Source organism: Yinghuangia soli, from assembly GCF_021502675.1.
GTDB lineage: Bacteria > Actinomycetota > Actinomycetes > Streptomycetales > Streptomycetaceae > Yinghuangia > Yinghuangia soli.
Genome location: NZ_JAKFHA010000018.1, coordinates 124,708 through 143,810 on the forward strand (window position 1 = coordinate 124,708; position 19,103 = coordinate 143,810).

The window sequence follows — 19,103 nt, forward strand, 5'->3', positions numbered from 1 at the left end:
GCCCGGCCCTCCTTGGCCGTTCCTCCCGGCGGGTCAGCGTGCGTACAGGTAGCGGTTGACCGCCGCGAGGTCGGTGTTCCAGAACGTGGACGTCGCGCTGGGGCCGAACTTCACCGCCTGCCAGCCTTCCGGCAGCGACAGGTCGATCGGGTTGCCGGTGTAGCCGTCGTTCACGGCGTCGCGCAGGTTGACCGCCATCGACCGCGACGCCTCCAGCGACTCGTTCGCCCGGTACAGGAAGATCCCGGAGTAGGCCTTCTGGCCGGGGGCGAGGGTGGCGATCGCCGCGGCGGGCGACTCCATGGGGCCGATGGAGTCGTGGACGACGCCGTGGAAGACGACGTCCGGGTAGAAGTGCAGGGTGCAGGCCGATGCGCTGGTGTTGGTCGCGGTCATGAGCAGGTGCCGGACGGACCGCTGCGCGTCACCGCTCAGCACGACCGACACGTCTGAACTGGCGCAGGACCTGGTGCCGTTCGTCCCGCCGGTGCCGCCGCCCGAATTGTTCGGGGCGCCGGTGTTCGGAGCTCCGGTGGCCGGCCGCGTCGCCGTCCCGGTGCCGGTACCCGGCCCGGGGGTCGCGGGCGGCAGCGCGGGCAGGGTCGCCGTCCCGCCCTGGTGCGTACCGCTCGGGGACGGGTTTCCGGGGGCGGTTGTCGCAGCAGGGCCCGTGGTCGGCGGCTGGGCGGGGCCGGTCTCGGCGGGCGGCGAAGTTGCGATGGTCGCGGGCGGGTTCGCCAGGTGCGCCTCGTCGCCGCCGCTGCCCATGAGGGCGACCGCGGCCACCACCGCGCCGGCGGTCACCGCCGACACCGCGCACACGGCCATGCTCGCCCGGCGGCGCCGGATGCCGCGGCGGCGGGAATCGATGGACGCGAGGTCCGGCGGCCGGACGAGGACGTCACCGGCGTGCATGCTCAGTTGCGTACGCAGCCAGTCCTCCCCCGGCGTGCCGTCGGTGCCGTGCGTATGCGGATCAGGCGCGTCCATACTGCGGTTCCTTCCTTTCCTTCCTGGCTTGGCGGTGTGCTTCGCGGCTCTGCCGGTCGTGCGGGAGCTGCAGGTTCTGCGGGGCGTCCCAGTCCGGCAGGTACGCCGTTCCGGTCTCGGCCCCTGCCCCTGCCTCTGCCCCTGCCACGGCTCCGGTTGCGGTCGTGGTTGTGTGTGCCGCAGGGTTGCCGTCCTGGTATCTGGGCGCGGCATCGGCGAGCGCTGGGTCGGCTCGTAGCTTCTCCAGCCCGCGCGCGGCCTGGCTTTTGACGGTTCCCACCGAGCAGCCCATGGCGAGTGCGACCTCCGCTTCGGGGAGGTCTTCCCAGTACCGCAGCACGACGGCCGCCCGCTGCCGCGGCGGGAGGTTCAGCAGGGCTTTGCGCAGCGCGTCGCGCTGGTCGATCCGCACGGTCGGATCCGGCACGGCGACGTCAGGCGTCTTGTCCCCGAAGAGCAGCGACGGCCGTTTGCGCCGGAACCGGTTGTTGTTGCAGTTCACCAGGATCCGCCGCACGTACGCGTCCGGCCGCTCCGTGGCCTGGATCCGGCGCCACGACGCCCCGGCCTTCGCCAGAGCGGTCTGCGCCACGTCCTCCGCCTCGGCATGGTCCCCGGTCATCAGGTACGCCGTCCGCACCAGACGGGGCCACTGCGCCTGCACGAACTCGTGGAACGCGGCTGCGTCATCAGGTCTCAACCCGCACCTCCCTACCCGCCCAAACCCACAACCGGCACGTTTGCGTTGCACGCCTCGGCAGGGAGTTTCGGCGGCATTCCCGACGCGGCCCGAAAATCCGAACAAGCAGGTGCAGCAAGGGCATCGGAAGGGCGCAGCGGTGCCGCTTCGAGTCGGTCCGGTGGCTGGGGAGGCTGCTCAGCGTCGCTTGCAGCGGAACGCGCGGCACTCGTGCGACTCGTGGAAGGGATGGAAGGACAGGAATGTGCGCATGTCCCGGCGGCGTCTGCGCACCGATGCGGCCGCAGGGTTCCGCAAGGTTCCCGGCGCGCGCCGACTGTCGACGTATCGGCCGTGCGACGGTGGCCGCGGTTGTGCCGTACCGGACTTCCGGGAGCGGACGGAGGCGCTGCGAGCGGCCCGGAGGCCATGCGCAGCGACGCTCCCGCCGATTCACCGGCTCGTACACTCGTACGCATGGACGATCCCACCGCTGCCGGGGCCCGCAAGCCCGTCGGGATCGGTGCGCGTCCGGCGCCCGCACTGCGGCGGTACGTCGACGGGTACGTCGGGTTCGACCTCCGCGGATTCCCCGCGGGCGTGCACTGCGGTCCGCCCAGCGGCATGCTCACCGCGGTCATCAGCCTCTCGGACACGATGCAGATGGGGGCGGGCCTCGGCGACGGGTCGCCGGCTGCCCGCTTCGGCGGTGTGGCCGGCGGGCTGATGCGGCGCTCGGTCGCGGTGCACCACGACGGACGCCAGCACGGCGTGCAGATCGCGCTCACCCCGCTCGGGGCGCGGGCGATCTACGGGATGCCGGCGGGTGAGCTCGCCGAACGGCTCGTCCCGCTCGAGGACGTCCTCGGCGCGCTGGGCACCGAACTCGTCGACCGGCTCCGGGCCGCGACGACCTGGCCGGCGCGGTTCGGCACCTTGGACGCGCTGCTGCTCCGGGCCGTCGAGCGGGGCACCGGCGGCGACCCCGTGAACCGGATGCGTCCGGAGGTGGCCGAGACGTGGCGCCGCCTCGTCGCCGCGCGGGGACGCGTCCAGGTGGGCGAGGTCGCCGCGGAACTCGGCTGGAGCCGCCGGTACCTCGCCGACCGGTTCCGCGGCGAACTGGGGCTGTCCCCGAAGACCTTCGCGCGGGTCCTGCGCTTCGCGCACGCGCACTCGCTGGCGACCGCGCGCAGCCCGCTCCCGTGGGCCGACCTCGCGACCGCGTCGGGGTACGCCGACCAGGCCCATCTCGTCCGGGATTGGCGCGAGTTCACCGGCCTCTCGCCGACGGCCTGGCGGCGCAGCGAAGTCCTCCTCGGGGACGGGTAGCCGCCGAGGAGGGGTGCCGGCGTTGCGTCCGTTCGTGCGTCCGACAGAGCTCGAGCCCCCTGTCGAGGCGTTCCTGGTTCTCATGCGCAGAGTCACGCGGCCGCGATCAGGGGTGGTCCGCCGTCGGCGTCCGTCTCGCCGAGGATGGTTCTAGGCGGTCTGGCGTCCGCCGACGGTGTAGGTCTTCAGGCGGCGTTCGACGTCTTCGAGTTCGGCGTCGCCGAGGATGCGCGGTCCGCCGATGCCGCATGCGCGTACGTAGACCTCGCACAGCCATTCGAGGACGCTGGTGCGCTCGAACACCTGGTCGATGTCGGTTCCGAGTGTGACGCCGCCGTGGTTGGCGATCAGAGCCGCTGTGCGGCCGCCGGCCAGCGCGGTGCGGACGTTGAGGGCGAGTTCGGGGGTGCCGTACGTCGCGTAGTCCGCCACGCGCACGTCGCGGCCCCCGAATGCCAGCACGTTGTAGTGGATCGCCGGGAGCGCGTCGTGTGTGGTCGCGACGACCGCGCCGAACACCGAGTGGGTGTGGACGATCGCGGTCGCGTCCGGGGCTGTGTCGTAAAGCGCGAGGTGCATCGGGGTCTCGGAAGATGGGACGAGGCATCCGTCCACGACCCGGCCTTCCAGGTCGACCACGGGGCATTCCTCCGGGCGGAGCCGGTCGAGCTGGACGCCGCTCGGCGTCACGGCCACCACATCGCCGTCCCGGATGCTGAGGTTGCCGGAACTGCCTACGACATAGCCTTGTTCGACCGTCCGGCGCCCGTACTCGCATAACGCGTCCCGGGCATCTTTCATGAGCACGGTGTTTTCCCGTTCCTCTCGGGTCGGCGGCCCCGGCCGCAAGGCCCAGTCGGGTTGCAGGGCCTGCACAGCGGGCGCTGCGTCGCCCGGAGATCCGGCCGGCCCGCCGCCGGGTACCGGCCGTCAAGGTAAGGCTTCGGGTGAGCGCCCTTCGCCCGGACAGCAGGATCACGCACGGCTCCTGCCGGATCCGGATGGTCCGCCCGACACCGGGCTGTCGGCCGTCTGCGTGATGCGCCGGCGCGACTGCGGTTGCCTCGCGCCGCCGACGGGCGGCTCGTACTCGCGGTCGACGTCAGCCCGTGGCTGCGGCCGGGCGACACATGCGAGCCGGCTCCGCAATCATTGGCCGATGACCACAGGCCCGGACCTCCTCAGCCTGAACATCGTGTGCCCACCGCCTGGCGAGGGCGGCATAGAGGTCCGCCCGATCGTCAATGGCCGGGATCTCCTGGCCGAGGCGGTCCCTCCCCGTCGCGACCCCTGGTACCTGGGAGTGGGTCCCCGGTATCTGCTGGACCACGACGGCCCGTTGCGCGCCGCGGTGACACCCCACGAGGTTCGTATCGGCTGGTCCGGCTGCGGTGTGGAGGAGTGCTGCGGCGCTCTGTACATGACGGTCAGTCGTGACGGGGATCAGGTGGTCTGGGCGCAGTGGCGCGACCTGGAGAATCCGAACGTCGACCTGCCGGAGTTGCGGTTCGCCGTAGGCCAGTACGAGACCGAGGTCCGGCGGGCTGAGCAGGACCGCAGTTGGGAGTGGCCGTCGGGAACGGTCGCACGGCTGCTGGAAGCGGGCCTGAGGAGACGCGAAGACTGGCTCGTGCGCTGGGAGTGCGAGTTGGAAGCCGTCTGGGCCTCTCGCCAGGAGCCCGATCGAATCCAGGTCCTCCTGAGGCATCCCGCCGGCCGGGCCGACACCGAACTGCCCTGGCTCCAGTTCGGGATGAACCTCCCGATCACCACGGACGCCCCATCGGACCAGGCCGAGCGTCTTGAAGCACGCCTGACCTCAGGCGATCCCCGTGCTACCGCCGAGGTTTGGGGAGGCTCGCATCATGCCGAGCAACTGGGCTACCCATGGCCGCCCGTCTACCCCTGGAGCAAGTGAACGGCAGGGAGGGGCTGGATGGGACCTTCCCTGCGCGTAGGCATCCATCTGCACCGACATCCCCGGGAGGCGTGACCGCTGATGACGGCGGCACCGACCTCGGAGGTCAAACGGCAAGCCCAGTCGGTTCGTCCGTCGTCGCGCTGTTCTCGGTGCGCGGATCGCCGCGGCCGGATTCCGTTCCCATTCGTTCAAGACCGCTCGAGTGCTGTCGGCGGACGATCGTCGGCATGAGAATCGTCAGCAACGCATTCAAGTCCGTCGACCTGCGCACCACCCCCGTGCACCTGGGACTGGGGTCGACCGCACGCCCTGTCGAGGGTTTCGCCTGGGACCCGGAAGTCCTCCAGGCCTACGGTGCCGCGACCGCGTCGGACGGCGCCGAAGGCCGCATGGTGATGATCTTCGATGGGGACGGCGACGGCGACCACTGGGAGAGCCACCCGGCGGGAGACGAACTGGTCGTCTGCCTCACGGGCTCGGTGACGGTCACCCGCGACGCGGACGGGGTGCCCGAACGCATCCTGCTCGGCCCGGGCGAGGCCACCGTCAATCCTGCCGGGGTGTGGCACACCGTCGACATGACCGGCCCGTCGTCCATCCTCGCCATCACGGCCGGCGCCGGCACCGACCACCGGCCGCGCACCGACGCCGACCGCGCCCCGGACGCCGACGGACGCTGACCGACGGCATCCGGTACGGCTGCGGCCGTCGACTCGGCAGAAATGGCCGGGCTCGACGGCCGGCAGCATCCCCGGGCGGCGGCCCCCGCGTACGGAACGATGCGCGAACCGGTCTCCGGCAGCTTGTGGCCGCCCTTCTTCGGCTCCGGCGGCAGCGACGGGGATGCCGGACGGGGACGCCTCGGTCGCCGGCCTCTTCTGCAGCGGCACCCGGCCCACGCTGCACGCCGGGGTCGACCGGTCCACCACTGCCTGCACCACTCCCCATATCGGTACAAGCACCGGCGTTACCGGACAGACCGACGACTCGTTGGAGCAGGCATGCCGACCGCAACCACCGTACGCCGTCTCGTCACTGCCGCCGCGGGCGTCCTGCTGGCCTTGCACGGCGGGGCCACCGCCGTACCGGCCGCCGCCTCGACCACCTACCAGCAGCACTACGACCTGTCCGAACAGGAGGTCGTGGACTGCTCCTTCCGCAACACCGCCACCACGGCGACGAACGCCTCCGCCGACAGCGGCACGAACGTCACGTCCCGAACGCACGGGGTATGCCGCCCGCCGACAACCGCAGGCCACTGACGACACTGCCATCCCGGCCACCTTCCGACAGCCGCGACACATCCTGAAGGCCGCTCTGCGGAGCGGCCTTCGCTGCCACTACGGCCGGCGCCGGCACCGACCACAGGCCGCGCACCGACGCCGACGGACGCTGAACGGCTGCATAGTGCTGTGGCGCGCGTGTGCGTGCCGGTGTTGCGTCTGAGCTTGGCGTTTGACCTGAAGCGTTGGCGGGACGGGAACGGGGGGCGGTAGGCGGACCGGACGGGGTGGGGCCGCGGGCCGGTGCGGGAGAACGCATGGGTTGCCGTGGTGGCTGTGGCTCAGACCGTCGGAGCGCATCGGGATAGGCCGTCTTCCGGCTCCTGCCAAGCTACCGAGGCTGCCGGCGCGCGGAGAGGAGCAGGTACTGACGAACTCGAAGACCGCGCACGCCACCTCGGTGTGCGCTGCCATCGAGGCGACATCCCATCCGAAAAAAGCCCGCCGCCGGGAAGTCCGGGGAGTCCATCGCTCCATCTTCCCCGGCCTAAGCCGGTGGTGAGGGGCGAAGCGTCACAACGTGCGGGCGATGGAGCACTGCCCCGGCCCGCCTCCCGTGCGCCCGGTCCGGCGACCGGCGCCCCGGATCAGGGAGTGGTGCAGACGACAGTCGCGTACAGGGAGCGATCGGTGCTTTCGGTGTTGGTGGCCCGGATCGTCCACCCGGTCGCGGTCGGGCCGGAGGCGTTGTGGAGCAGCTTGGGGTCGCCATATCCGCCGCCGGCGGTCGGCACCTGGTTGGCGGGGCATTCGACGTGGGCCGACCTGGTCTGTCCGGGTGGCACCGGCACGCCGGTGGTGGTGCCCGCGTCGCTGTGGGGCCGGTTCGAGCACCGGACGAACGCAGCCACCGCGGACGGGCCGCTGCCCAGGTTCCTGGCCCGCGCGTGCCAGCCCTCGTTGTAGTCGCTCGAATAGCTGAGGAAGTTCCGGTGGGCCGCGGCGGCACCGCCGCCCGCCACTACCTGGCCCGCCGGGCACTGCGCGCCGCTGAACACGGTGTCGCCGCTGACGACGGGCCCGGCGACGTGGGTGATGGACGGGTCCGACGTGCAGATCACCAGGGGCGTCACGGTCCGTGGCCCGTCGCTGAGGTTGTGGACCGAGAGCTCCCAGCCCACACCCGCGGGGTTCGAGGAGCGCATGAAGACCCCGTTGTCGGGGCTGAGGGTCAGTCCGCCGCCGGTGGAGGTCTGCCCCGAGGGGCAGTTGAGCCTCGGCAGGTCGAGCACCTGGTTGGGGCCCAGTGTCACGGCGGAGCCCGTCACGACGCCGCGCGGAGTCGGGGCGGCGGACGGTGCGCCGGGCTCCGCTCCCGCGGCGGGAACCGCGGCACAGAGGATCAGGCCCGCCGCGAAGGCGGCATTGGCGGTGCGTTTCATTGTTGGTCCTTCCCGAACCCGGACGGCAACTGTCGAGTTGCCCGGGTTCGGGAAGGACCACACGCACTCACCCGGCAATCCACTCCCCCGGCCGAGCCGGGGCGGTTGGCAGCCCAGCAGGACTGGACCGGCGCGACGCTGCGCAAAGTCTCCCGGGTGGTGTTCCGGCGCTTCCGTTCGCGGAACGGTCACCGTGACCGTTCCGCGAACGCTTCCGGTTTGCCCGAATCACGGCGTCAGCCCCTGACCAACAGATACGGGGATCAGGAACAGGTACTCGGCTTGACGTCCAACCTCACTCCGGCTTGCCGAGCGGCTACGTACCCTCGCCTGGAGCGGAGACGACCCGGTCCCGTCGGCGGCGGGTCGGACCACGGCGGAAGTCCCGCGCGCCAGCGGCTGACCACGTTGCCCGGGTGGGCCTGGCCGTCGGCCGGCTCGTACGGGACGTGCAGGCGACGACGACAGGGCACAGACGAACGCAGGCAGACACGCGGGCGGCCGGGTGCCGCGGGGAGGACGCTCGGCGCAGGTGCCGGTTCGCTCAGCGGACAGTGCGGGGCCCTGCGTGCGCGCCGAGGTACCGGCGTCCGGTTCACTGTGGGGCGGAAGTACCGAATTCCGGCAACTTGGGGAGGGCGCATGTCCGGTGGTCCGCGCGTGGTGGTGGCCACGTCCGCGCTGGGGTTGGAAAGGGACACGGATATGCCGCTGCTCATCGCCGCGCTGCGCGAGCGCGGCGTGGACGCGGTGGCGGCGCGCTGGGACGACGGCGGGACCGACTGGGCGCAGTCCGCGGCCGTGGTCGTCCGGTCCACCTGGGACTACACGGAACGGTTGCCCGAGTTCCTGAAGTGGGCGGACGACGTCGCCGCGGCGACCCGGCTCGACAACCCGGCGCCGCTGGTGCGCTGGAACACCGACAAGCGGTACCTGGCGGAACTCGGCGCCCGGGGCGTCCCCGTCGTCCCGACCCGGTTCGTCGCCCCGGGCGAGGACCCGGTGCTCCCCGAGCGCGGCGAGTTCGTGGTCAAGCCGACCGTGTCCGTCGCGGCCCGCGACAGCGCCCGGTACGGGCAGGACCACCGCGACGCCGCCGTACGGCACATCGCCGCGCTGCACGCCGCGGGCGCGACCGCGATGGTGCAGCCGTACCTGTCGCGGATCGACGAGGGCGAACGGGCGCTGGCCTTCATCGGCGGCACCTTCAGCCACGCGCTGCGCAAGGGCCCGGTCCTGACCGACATCGCCGTCGTCGACAACGCCCGCGTCCCGCACCCGGACCTGGTGCCCCACGAACCGTCGGATGCGGAACTGGCGGTGGCGGCCGCGGCACTCGCCGCAGCCGCCGCCATCACCGACCCGCCGGCCGGCGACCTGCTCTACGCCCGCGTCGACGTGGCGCTCGCCGACGACGGGTCCCCGGTCCTGATGGAGCTCGAACTCGTCGAGCCCCACCTCTTCCTCGAACTCGCCGACGGCGCCGCCGGACGGTTCGCGGACGCGGTGGTCGCGCGCGTCCTGTCCTGACGCAGCGGCCCGGGGCGTGCTGCCCCCGCCCTGCCTGAGACCGGCCCGACGCCGGCCGGAGCCGGGCCTGGCGCGGACCACGTCCTCGTCAGGCCGCGGGGCGACGCGCCAGCCAGACGATGCGCTCGGTGCGGACGTTCAGGTCACCGCGGTGCAGGACGCTCTCGGGGCCGTCGTCGGCGACGAGGCGGTCCAACAGCGCGAGGTCGTCTGCGCTCAAGCTGGTACCGGCCGCTTCGCCGGTTCCGTCACCGGTCCCGTCGCCCGCCGCGCCGTCGGCTGCGTTGCCGTGGGCCGGGTCGGCGAGTGCGGTGCGCATGCGGCGCAGCATCGCCTGCGCGTAGCGGCCCGCGGCCGGCGGCAGCGGGGCGTGCAGGTCGACGGCGAACACGCGTTCCGCCTCGATGGCGAACCCGGCACGCTCCAGATGGGGTGCCCAGTCCGCGCCCAGGTGCGGGACGTGGTCCGCGTAGCGGCTCTGCAGCGCCGCGCGGGAGCGGGCCTCGATGCCGGACCCGTCCAGTCCCGCGCCGACGCCGTCGGGGAGGAACAGCGGGAACCCGTCGAGTTCGGCCAGCGCGAGCAGCCCGCCGGGGCGCAGCGCCGCGAACATCTCGCGCAGCGCCCGGTCGGGGTCGGCCATGTGGTGCAGGGACGCGGACGCCCACACGAGTTCGACCGGGCCGAGCGCGGGCCAGGCGTCCGCGTCGAGGTCGGCTTCGAGGGGGGTGACGCGGTCGGCGACGCCGAGCGTACGGGCCTTCCCGGCGAGGTGCTCGAGGAGCTGCGCGGATTTGTCGACGGCGACCGCGTCGGCCTTCGGGAAGAGCGGCAGCAGCGCGAAGGTGCCCGTGCCGGTGCCGCAGCCCACGTCGGCGATGCGGCGCACCGGCAGGGCGTCGCCGGTGTGCGCGGCCACCCAGCGGGTGACGTCGGCGAGGTGGTCGTGCAGGACTTCGGCGTCGAGGTCGAGCATGACCGCGAGCTCGGCGTCGAACGCGCCGGCGATGTCGTGGTCGAGGCCCTGGCCGTGCGTGTGCCCGTGCGCATGGGCGTGGCCGTGCGCGTGCTGGTGCTGTCCGTGGCCGGGCGTGGGTCCGTGCGTGTGACCGGGCGCGGGGGTGGGCGACGCGTGGTTGTGCTGGTCGGCGGGCGCGGAGGCGGGGGCGGGGTTCTGGGGGTGCGGTTCGTGCTGCATGCGTTCGAGCGTACGAGTGCATTGCCCCAATCGCATACCATCTTGCGTATGACGCAAGAAGACGGTGAGGTCGACGCCCTCGTACGCAAACGCATCAAAGGCCTGCGCGCCGCCATGGGCTGGTCCCTCGACGAGCTCGCCGCCCGCTGCTACCTCAGCCCGTCCACCCTCAGCCGCATCGAGACCGGCCACCGCCGCATCAGCCTCGACCAGCTGACCGCGATCGCCCGCGCCCTCGGCACCACCCTCGACCAGCTCGTCGAGACGCCGACCCACGACGACGTCGTCATCCGGCCCCGGCACGACGACGCCCGCGGCGTCACCATGTGGACGCTCAGCAGCGAACCCGGCAAGACCGTCGCCAAGATGCGCATCACCCGGCCCGCCCCCGCCAAGCCCGCCGACCTGAAGGCCCACCCCGGCTGGGACTGGCTCACCGTGCTGTCCGGCACCCTCGTCCTGCTCCTCGGCGACCGCCGCATCCTCGTCGAGGCCGGCCAGGCCGCGGAATTCTCCACCATGATCCCGCACGCCTTCGGCGCCCACGGCGGCCCGGCCGAGATCATCGGGATCTTCGACCACGACGGGCACCGCACCCACCTCCACCCGACCGACTGAACCGCCGTCGCACGGACGCCTGAACCACCGGCGCCCCACGCCGCACTCCTCGACACCCCGCTCGCCCGGAGCCGAGGGCTCCGCGCCGAGGCCGAAGTCCGGCACTGCACTGCGGCACACAACCCGCCTCGCCCGGCCCGGCCATGGCGGTCGAACTCCTGGACGACGCAGCCGAGTACACCCTGCGGGCTCCGCTTCGGCCGCTCGCCGCAGATAATCGGCGGGGCCTCGGCACGACATCGCAGCGTCTGTGTCGCGGCGTCGGCGTCCTCCATCACCCGTTCGCCGTCCGTCCGTCGTCCGTCCGTTCGCCACGCAGAACCACTGGGGGAAGCGCGCGTGCTCACGATCCGGCAGATCACCGACGCGGCCACCGCCCTCGCCGCGTTCCGGCTCGCCGACCCCGCCCTGCTGCCCGAACTCCTGCAGCGCCTGCGCCCGGGAGCCCTCACCGCGCTGGCCAACGCCCGCACCCTGCCGGACGCGGTTGTCGACGTGGTCGTCGCCGGCGGCGGAAGCGGACCCGAGATAGGCATCGGCGGCCCGGAAACGGAGGTACGCGGCTCCGGCGGACTCGAGGCGATGCTCGCGCTCGCCGCCAACCCCCACAACTCCACCGGCACCCTTACCGCACTGGCCCGACGCGGCATCCCCGCATTGGCCGTCCCCCTGTTCACCGCACCCGCCCCGCACGCCGACCACCAGCGGATCCGCGCCGCGGTCCTGGCCGCCGCCGACCCCGCCGACCCGCGCTGGCACACGGGCCCGGACGCACTCGTCCCCTGGCTGCTCGCCCGCACGGACGCGGACCACCTCGTACCCGCCCTGCACGGCCCGTTCCCGGACGCCGCCGCCTACGCACTGCGCATCCTGGCCCCCGACCTGCCGCCCGCGTCACCCGTACCGCCCGCGCCGGTCGCACTGCCCGCATCACCCGTGCCGGTCATGCCGCTCGTGCCGGCGCCGTACCCCTCCACCGCGCTGCTCCTCCTCGGCCTGCGGCACACCGACGGGCAGGGCGACGGCGACTACGCCCGCACCTGCGTCGACGCGCTCGCCGCACAGCACGCCGGCATCGACATCCATACCGACACCGACATCGACTGGGACCTCGTCCGCGCCGAACACGCCCACAAGCCCCTCACCGGAACCGGCCTGGCCGCACTCGCCGCGCACCCCGCCTGCCCACCGGACCTCCGCGAAGCCGTCCTCGCCGACGCCCCGCCCCGGATGTACGCCCTCGTCCCCGACTTGCCCCTGGACGTCTTCGGCAGCGACCTCGAACAGGCCGGCGGCGACGCCCTCACCGCCCTCACCGGCGGTCTCGCCGCGGGCACCCTCGACGCCACCCGCGTCCTGCGCGAACTCCGGCCCGCCTACCTGCTGTTCATGCTCCTCCCCGACCCCCGCACCGCCGCCCCCGCCTTGCACGACGCCCTTGCGTGCCTCGCTGCCCGCCTCGGCGACGACCCCGCCGCATGGACCGGGCTCCTGCACGGCTCCGCCGACTACTCCGGCACCGGAGCTGCCATGGTCGACAGCGCCCTCGCCCACGCGCACGCCCACACGAGCAGCGAACGCGGCCCCGCCGACACCGCACCGCGCCCGATCCGCGAACCCGCGTCCGGCCCCGACTTCTCCGAACTCCCGTTCCACACCTTGTACGAAGCCGCGTCCCCCGAGGTACGCCTCGCCCTCGTCCCGGCCCTGGACCCGCGCGCCGCTCAGGTCGCCCTCCTCGGTGCCGACACCGCACTGCGCGCCCGGATCCTCAGCGTCCACGGCCGTACCGCCGACCTCGCCCTGGCCACCGTCCGCAACCTGCCCGCGCCCGACATCGCACGCCTGCTCGACCTCGACGACCCGCACGTCAACGCCCACCTGTACGCATGCGCCGACCACCTCACCCACCCCCAGCGCGTACGCATCCTCTCCGGCACCGACCGCAGCGGACACCCGCGCACCGTCCCGCTCGCGCCCGGCCTCCTCGACAGCCTCACCCGCAGCGGCAGCTCACCCGGCAGCCCCGCCGCGTACCCGCACCTGGCCGCATGCCTGGACGCCGGACACCCCGATGTACTCCGCATCGTCCTGCGCCGCGCCGACCTGCACACCGAACACGCCCGGCTCCACGCCCTCATCCGCCTGTGGGAGAACGGCGGCGCGCACGGCAGCCGCGACGTCCGAGAACTCCTCGACCACCTGGACGAACTCGACGAACACGCCGCCGCGTCCACACGCCACCCCGTACCCGCTGCCGCCGCAGCCTCCCGCCTGCTGTCCCCGGCGGCCCGCCACACCGCCCGCCACGCCCTCCACCTCACCGGACTCACCGAAACCGCCGAGGCCCCCTCCACCGACGCCCCTCCCATTCCCGAGGGCAGTGCCGCCGGGACCGCTGCCGCCGAGACCGGCATCGGCCCCGACGCCGACGCCGCGGCGGACACGGCACACGCAGCGGACGCCGCCGGCCTGGACCACCTCCGCACCATCGACGGCTACGCCCGCCACCCCGCACGCCTCGCCTCCGCCCTGTCCCGCGCCGACTTCCCCGCGGACGTCCTCGACGGATGGCACACCCTGCCGTGGGACGACCTGGACCCCGCCGACCCCGCGATCGGCCCCCTGCCCGTCCGCGCCCTCACCGCGCTCGCCGAACACCGCGACCGGCCCGGCACGTTCGCCCGCCGCGCGCTCCGCACCAAGGCCGCCGCCGACCCCGACGGCCACCCCGCCGCCTGGCTCGTCCACGCCCTCGACACCGGCGCCCTCACCCTGGGGGACGTCGCCGCCACCTGCCCCGACGCGTCCCTCGCGCTGCGCCTGGCCACCGAGGAAGCCGCCGCCCGCGGCCCGGCGATGCTCCGCGACCCGCACACCCGGCGCCTGATCCGCCTCGTCCGCGACTGCCTGGACACCGCGGACGCGTGGACGGTCGCCGCCCACCTCGTCCACGACTTCACCGGCCCCCTGACCGAACTCCTCGCCACCGCAAGGGCCGCCGCAGCGCCACCCTCGTGACCTGCCCAGGGCCTGGGCGGTGAACTCGACGTCCTCGCAGTGCCCAAGGCCGGCGGCAGGGACTGCGCGGCCGCGAACCGGGCCGCCGCCGAAAACGTGACCACGCCTGCCCGCGCACCGCCTGCGGTGGAGCGCCGAACGGTGGACGCCCGCACCGGCCACCACCCGCCCGACCACCGCGGACCCGCACACCCGCGGAACCCTGCCTACCGACGGGCCGGGGGCCGACACACATCAAGGCAACACGTCAGGAAGCGCTTCACCACGCGAGATCCGCCCGGTCCATCCACGAGATCGTCGCCACCACATCGCCCTCCGCCGGAATACCGACCCGGGCGAGCGCCGCCTCGACCTCGGCGCGGGACCGGGCAACCAGGGGCTCCCACGGGGCCGTCCACGCCGGACCCCACTCCAGATTCCCGGCAAGCCCCGCCGACCCGACCCGGTACGCCCCCTCGTCCTTGACCTCCCAGAACCCGACGCCGAGCACCACCTGCGCATGGTCCGCCAACTCCGCGACCACCTCACGGACCCGCACCGCCGGCCACACCTCCGACAGGCCCTCCGGACCCGGCGCGCAGCGCAGCGACGCCGTCAGCGGCGGCATCACCGGCACCCGGGCGCCGAACCTCGTCAGCGCCCACCGCAGGGCGTTCGGCTCCAACTCGTCGGCAGGCGTGCCCCGTTCGCGGCACGCGCCAAACGCACCGCGCAACTGCCGCACCGCATCCGCACCCGTGGCACCCCCGGGATCCGCAGGGTCCAGCGGATCCGCAGGGTCCAGCGGATCCGCAGGGTCCGGGCGCGCGAACTCCGCGAGCGCATACGCCGACCACTCCCGCACCGTCGCATCCGCGCCCGCCAGCAAGCCGATCAGCGCCGGACAGCACCGCGGATCACCCAAGTCCTGGAACACCTCGATCGCGGCCAACTGCCCGAAGGACTCCAGCGACGGCAACCCCCGCACCACCGCGGGGACGACATCCCGCCCCAGCCGCCCCAAGCGCACCAAGGTCCCGCGGGCCTCCGCAGACGTGTCCGCGTCGCCGTCGAGAGCGCGGACCAGACGGTCGACACCGGGAAGATCCATATGGCCGAGTCTCCACGCGAGGCCGCCCGCCGCGCGAACGGATTCACCCGCTGGCGGGTCGTCTGCGCACGACCACCAGCCTGAGCCTCCGCACCCCCGAGCCCCGAGCCCTCGCACCCGAACCGCCGCACGTACCGGACCGGGTGCGAGGGCTTGGCACGGCACCCGCGCGGAACCCGGCAGACCCGCGACCGCGGCGGTCCCCGCCCAGCGCTCTTGCGGCGCCGGGCGGGGACCGCCGTACTCAGTCCGACACCACCGGAATGTCCAGCGCCCCCAGCCGCGCCGGGTCCGCCAGCAGGTTGATCTCCACGATCAGGCCGTCGACCACCGTGAACGCCATCACCGAGAACGCCTTGCCGTCCGGCGCCGTCACCACCCCCGGCATCCCGTTCACCAGCGCCATCCGCGCGAACGGAGCCATCGAACGGAACGCCTCCGCCTGCTGCGCCACCGCACGCGCCCCCAGCACCAGCCGCGACGCACCGCCCACACCGCCGGTGTCCGCCCGCATCACCACGTCCGGGTCCAGGACCGTCAGCAGCGCCTCGAAATCCCCGCCGCGCGCCGCCGCCAGGAACGCCCCGACCACCTCGCGCTGCCGCGACCGGTCCGTCTCGTGCTCCAGCGTCCGGCCCTGCACCTTCCGCCGGCCCCGGCTCGCCAACTGCCGCGCCGTCGCCGGGGAACGGTCCACGATCGGCGCAATGTCCTCGAACGGCACCGCGAACATATCGTGCAGCACGAACGCCAGGCGCTCCGCGGGCGGCAGCGTCTCCAGCACCACCAGCAGCGCCAACCCCACCGAATCCGCCAACTCGGCCTCGTACTCCGGATGCGCCGCATCGTCCACCGACACCAGCGGATCCGGGACGTACGTCTCCATCGCGTCCTCGCGCCGCGACGACCGCGACCGCAGCATGTCCAGGCACACCCGGCCCGCGACCGTCGTCAGCCACCCGCCCAGGTTCTCCACCCCGGACACGTCACTGCGGCTCAGCCGGATCCACGTCTCCTGCACCGCGTCCTCGGCCTCCGCGACCGAACCCAGCATCCGGTAGCCCACCGCCCGCAGATGCGAACGGTGCTCCTCGAACCGCACCGCCAGCAACTCCTGCGCATCCGCGTCCGCACTCACCGGCCGGCCACATCCCCTCGTCGTCCCGAAGCCACACCAAGATCATCATCGGGCAGCGTCCGCACACCGCGACATCCACCCCGCGCAGACCTGCACCCGCAGACCCTCACACACAACCCCCGGACCGCGCTGCCTTGCCCCGCGCCCCACCCCGCGCCCAGCCTCGCGCCCCGCGCCTTGCACGACGCGCCCCGCAGCGGCCCGCAGCGGCCCGAACAGCGCCCGGCACAAACCCGTTGACGGACCACCCCCGCCACCACTTACCTGCTGCGATGACCACGACCCTCCGCATCGCCCACACCCACCCCGCCGCCGAAACCGAACTCCTCGACTGGCAGCACATCCACAACACGATCATCCCCACCGCACCGCTCGGCCTCGACGCCATCCGCACCAACGCCGGCCTCTACCGCCTCGACACCGCCTACCTCGGCGACACCCCCATCGGCTGCGCCACCGTACGCCCGCCCGACGAGGACACCCCGGCCGCCACCGTCATCGCCCGCATCCTCCCCGCGCACCGGCGCCAGGGCCACGGCACCGCCCTCTACAACCACGGCCTCGCCCACGCCCGCACCCTCGGCGTCGACACCGTCGAAACGATCATCCTCGCCAGCAACACCGACGGGCTCCGCTTCGCCGAACACCACGGCTTCACCGAAACCGAACGCGACCTCCTCCCCGGCGACACCATCCCCTTCGTCACCCTTGCCCTCCGCCTCGCCTGACCCGCCGCCCACTGCCTACTGCCGACAAGCGGCACCGGGAACCAACACCAGGGCCAGGAACACGCAGACGCAGCACAGGGGAACGGACCCGGGAACAGACAACACCGGCAGGCCGGGACCACGGACCGGCCCGGGACGACCCGCAGGCGACCGGAACCGCAACCACCCGCCCGCACCACTCCGTTCCCCGCCGCCTCTCCTGTGCCCGCGGCTCCCCCTTGCCCCGTTGCCCCGTTCCCTCGTTCGTCCTAACCGCCGCCACCCGACCCGCACCCCCGCCACATCCCCGCGACACGCACCCCCACCTGCACCGATCCCGCACCGCCCGCACCCCGCGCTACGCCGTACCGGTCAACCCGGCGCGCTGCGCCGCCGCGCGCCGCGCGGTCTCCTGGGCTCAACGAATCGGAGTGCGGCGCGCCCGCGTCCCACGGGACCGCCCGCACCCAGGCACACGCCCCTGGAGGTCCCCCGTGTCCGCAGCCCGCGCAGCCCGACTCGCCGCCGGCACCGCCGTGGCCGCAACGCTGCTGGCCGCCGTCGCCACCGCACCCGCCGCCCACGCCAACGGCGACCGCGGCCCCAAGATCCACGCGACGCCCGCCAATGTCCAACCGGGCCAGACCGTCCAACTCGTCCTGTCCTGCCCGAGCGAGGCCGCCGTCGTCGCCGACGGCACCTCCCAAGCCGGCACCGTCCTGTTCGGCGCCGCCGCCAGCGGCGTCTTCACCGGAACGCTCGTCGTCCACGGCACCACCCCCGCCGGCCAGTACACGGTCACCGCCAGCTGCTCCTCCGGCCCGCCCGCCGGCAAGCCGATGACCACCACCACGACCGTCGTCGTCGCCGGACGCGCCGTCACCAGCAGCGTCCGCACCGGCCTGGGCGGCGCCGCGGGCGGCCCCGACACCACGCAGATCGTCGTCGGCGGGCTCATCGCCGCCGCCGCGCTGGGCACCGGCATCGTCCTCGTGCGTCGACGCGAGAACACCGACACCCGCGCCTGACCCGTACACGACGCGCCCGAACACGCCCGTCCGTACAGACGTCACACACGTCGCACACGTCCGCCGTCGTCCCGAGCCATTCGCGCCGCCACCCCGCGCGAGCCCGGGACGGCGGCGGACGCGCCCAGGAGGACCCCGATGAAGTCCCCCGCCGCAGAACCCGGCACACCCGGCGCCAAGCGCTCCCACCTCGGCCTCGTCCTGGGCGCGCTCCTCGCCGGCGGACTCCTCATCGGCAACGGCGCCATCGGCACCAGCGGCCCGCCGAGCCCCGACGACGCCTCCGCGGTCGCCGCCCCCGGACCGGGCGGAGGCGGCAGCCCGCTGAACCGCGCCGTCCCCACCGTCATCCGCATCCCGGCCATCGCCGTCAACGCGCGCATCGTCGGTGTCGGCGTCTCCCCGCAGGGCGAACTCGACGTCCCCCCGGCCGAACGCAACACCGCCGGCTGGAACACCGAAGCCGTCACCCCCGGCCAGACCGGCACCGCCGTCGTCGTCGGCCACGTCGACAGCAAGGACGGCCCCGCCGTCTTCTACGAACTCGGCAGACTCGGCAAAGGCGCCAAGATCGAGATCGCCCGCCGCGACGGCCGCACCGCCGTCTTCACCACCTACGCCGTACGCACCTACGACCGCGACGACTTCCCCGCGACCCGCGTCTACGGCAACAGCGACCAGCCCGAACTCCGCGTCATCACCTGCGGCGGCCGGTTCGACCCCGGCTCCGGCTACTCGGGCAACATCGTCGTGTACGCCCGCCTCACCGCCACCCGCTGACGCTTCCCGCCCGGGTCGCCCCGCAGCTGCGTCAGAGCGCCACTCCTCCGACGAAGTACTCCCCGTCGTCACCCTGGACCCGCGCCCCCAGAACCGCGGCGATCTCGCACATCTTCACCAGCAGCGCATCCGACGGACTCTTCGCCATGACCTCGCCGTTGCGCAGGCACAGCTCCGGACTGCCGCGCCCCGACGGCGGCTCGGCCAACTCTGCAGCCGGGCGGACCGGTCCCGGCGCACCCGGCGGGTCGGGCAACGCCACCAGACCCGGGTCGGCGGCGATCACCGCCAGCCACTCGGCCGCGGTGATCACCGGTCCGCCCTCGTCCCACCAGTTCGCGCGCCGCGTGATGTGCAGGTCGTACCCCATGGCCGCCGGATGCCACGCCCGCAACACCCGAACAGC

Annotated in this window: 18 protein-coding genes; 10 read left to right on the forward strand and 8 right to left on the reverse strand. The window is 73.4% G+C overall.

The features are described 5' to 3' along the window. Positions 1 to 33: 33 nt before the first annotated feature. Both LZ495_RS26820 and LZ495_RS26825 read right to left on the reverse strand, forming a co-directional pair. Positions 34 to 990, reverse strand: a complete 957-nt coding sequence (locus LZ495_RS26820) for a DUF4232 domain-containing protein (protein ID WP_235055461.1) — start codon at positions 988 to 990, stop codon at positions 34 to 36. Then, positions 977 to 1,690, reverse strand: a complete 714-nt coding sequence (locus tag LZ495_RS26825; RefSeq protein ID WP_308268649.1) for a SigE family RNA polymerase sigma factor — start codon at positions 1,688 to 1,690, stop codon at positions 977 to 979. Before LZ495_RS26825 ends, LZ495_RS26820 begins: the two co-directional genes overlap by 14 nt. A gap of 456 nt (positions 1,691 to 2,146) precedes the next feature. On the opposite strand from LZ495_RS26825, the gene LZ495_RS26830 reads away from it, so the two are divergent. Next, positions 2,147 to 3,001, forward strand: a complete 855-nt coding sequence (locus LZ495_RS26830; protein WP_235055462.1) for an AraC family transcriptional regulator — start codon at positions 2,147 to 2,149, stop codon at positions 2,999 to 3,001. Positions 3,002 to 3,151: 150 nt separating this feature from the next. Here LZ495_RS26830 and LZ495_RS26835 read toward each other — a convergent pair whose 3' ends face one another. Then, positions 3,152 to 3,802, reverse strand: coding sequence for a class II aldolase/adducin family protein (locus LZ495_RS26835; RefSeq protein ID WP_235055517.1), 651 nt, complete (start codon positions 3,800 to 3,802; stop codon positions 3,152 to 3,154). Positions 3,803 to 4,160: 358 nt separating this feature from the next. Here LZ495_RS26835 and LZ495_RS26840 point away from each other — a divergent pair, with 358 nt between their 5' ends. The 3 genes from LZ495_RS26840 to LZ495_RS26850 all read left to right on the forward strand — a co-directional run bounded on the left by LZ495_RS26840 (position 4,161) and on the right by LZ495_RS26850 (position 6,184). Further along, positions 4,161 to 4,919 carry a hypothetical protein gene (locus LZ495_RS26840; RefSeq protein WP_235055463.1) on the forward strand — a complete coding sequence of 253 codons (759 nt, stop codon included), beginning with the start codon at positions 4,161 to 4,163 and terminating at the stop codon, positions 4,917 to 4,919. A gap of 230 nt (positions 4,920 to 5,149) precedes the next feature. Next, complete coding sequence (locus LZ495_RS26845) at positions 5,150 to 5,602, forward strand: cupin domain-containing protein (protein ID WP_235055464.1); 453 nt, start codon at positions 5,150 to 5,152, stop codon at positions 5,600 to 5,602. Positions 5,603 to 5,923: 321 nt separating this feature from the next. Next, positions 5,924 to 6,184 (forward strand): hypothetical protein, encoded by a 261-nt coding sequence (locus LZ495_RS26850; protein WP_235055465.1) that lies wholly within the window; start codon positions 5,924 to 5,926, stop codon positions 6,182 to 6,184. Positions 6,185 to 6,792: 608 nt separating this feature from the next. Here the strand turns inward: LZ495_RS26850 and LZ495_RS26855 are convergent. Further along, entirely contained in the window at positions 6,793 to 7,587 is a 795-nt protein-coding gene (locus LZ495_RS26855) for a hypothetical protein (RefSeq protein ID WP_235055466.1), read from the reverse strand. A gap of 642 nt (positions 7,588 to 8,229) precedes the next feature. Between LZ495_RS26855 and LZ495_RS26860 the strand changes: the two genes are divergently transcribed. Further along, positions 8,230 to 9,117: an ATP-grasp domain-containing protein gene (locus tag LZ495_RS26860; RefSeq protein ID WP_235055467.1), complete on the forward strand. Its 888-nt coding sequence runs from the start codon at positions 8,230 to 8,232 to the stop codon at positions 9,115 to 9,117. An 88-nt stretch (positions 9,118 to 9,205) separates the two neighbouring features. Here LZ495_RS26860 and LZ495_RS26865 read toward each other — a convergent pair whose 3' ends face one another. Next, positions 9,206 to 10,315 (reverse strand): methyltransferase, encoded by a 1,110-nt coding sequence (locus LZ495_RS26865; RefSeq protein WP_235055468.1) that lies wholly within the window; start codon positions 10,313 to 10,315, stop codon positions 9,206 to 9,208. A 48-nt stretch (positions 10,316 to 10,363) separates the two neighbouring features. Here LZ495_RS26865 and LZ495_RS26870 point away from each other — a divergent pair, with 48 nt between their 5' ends. After that, a complete protein-coding gene (locus LZ495_RS26870) occupies positions 10,364 to 10,933 on the forward strand; it encodes a helix-turn-helix domain-containing protein (RefSeq protein WP_235055469.1) in 570 nt (189 codons plus the stop codon). 339 nt (positions 10,934 to 11,272) lie between these two features. Further along, positions 11,273 to 13,954 (forward strand): hypothetical protein, encoded by a 2,682-nt coding sequence (locus tag LZ495_RS26875; protein WP_235055470.1) that lies wholly within the window; start codon positions 11,273 to 11,275, stop codon positions 13,952 to 13,954. A 259-nt stretch (positions 13,955 to 14,213) separates the two neighbouring features. On the opposite strand, the gene LZ495_RS26880 is transcribed toward LZ495_RS26875, so the two are convergent. Together LZ495_RS26880 and sigJ are read right to left on the reverse strand one after the other, a co-directional pair. Beyond that, positions 14,214 to 15,044 carry a HEAT repeat domain-containing protein gene (locus tag LZ495_RS26880; protein ID WP_235055471.1) on the reverse strand — a complete coding sequence of 277 codons (831 nt, stop codon included), beginning with the start codon at positions 15,042 to 15,044 and terminating at the stop codon, positions 14,214 to 14,216. Between the two features lie 244 nt (positions 15,045 to 15,288). Further along, positions 15,289 to 16,182: an RNA polymerase sigma factor SigJ gene (gene sigJ / locus LZ495_RS26885; RefSeq protein WP_235055472.1), complete on the reverse strand. Its 894-nt coding sequence runs from the start codon at positions 16,180 to 16,182 to the stop codon at positions 15,289 to 15,291. 272 nt (positions 16,183 to 16,454) lie between these two features. Between sigJ and LZ495_RS26890 the strand changes: the two genes are divergently transcribed. From LZ495_RS26890 to LZ495_RS26900, 3 genes are all read left to right on the forward strand, one after another. Then, positions 16,455 to 16,910: a GNAT family N-acetyltransferase gene (locus LZ495_RS26890; protein ID WP_235055473.1), complete on the forward strand. Its 456-nt coding sequence runs from the start codon at positions 16,455 to 16,457 to the stop codon at positions 16,908 to 16,910. 473 nt (positions 16,911 to 17,383) lie between these two features. Continuing rightward, positions 17,384 to 17,917: a hypothetical protein gene (locus LZ495_RS26895; RefSeq protein ID WP_235055474.1), complete on the forward strand. Its 534-nt coding sequence runs from the start codon at positions 17,384 to 17,386 to the stop codon at positions 17,915 to 17,917. A 138-nt stretch (positions 17,918 to 18,055) separates the two neighbouring features. Further along, positions 18,056 to 18,697: a class F sortase gene (locus tag LZ495_RS26900; protein WP_235055475.1), complete on the forward strand. Its 642-nt coding sequence runs from the start codon at positions 18,056 to 18,058 to the stop codon at positions 18,695 to 18,697. Positions 18,698 to 18,728: 31 nt separating this feature from the next. On the opposite strand, the gene LZ495_RS26905 is transcribed toward LZ495_RS26900, so the two are convergent. Then, a complete protein-coding gene (locus LZ495_RS26905; protein WP_235055476.1) occupies positions 18,729 to 19,067 on the reverse strand; it encodes a hypothetical protein in 339 nt (112 codons plus the stop codon). Between the last annotated feature and the right edge of the window lie 36 nt (positions 19,068 to 19,103).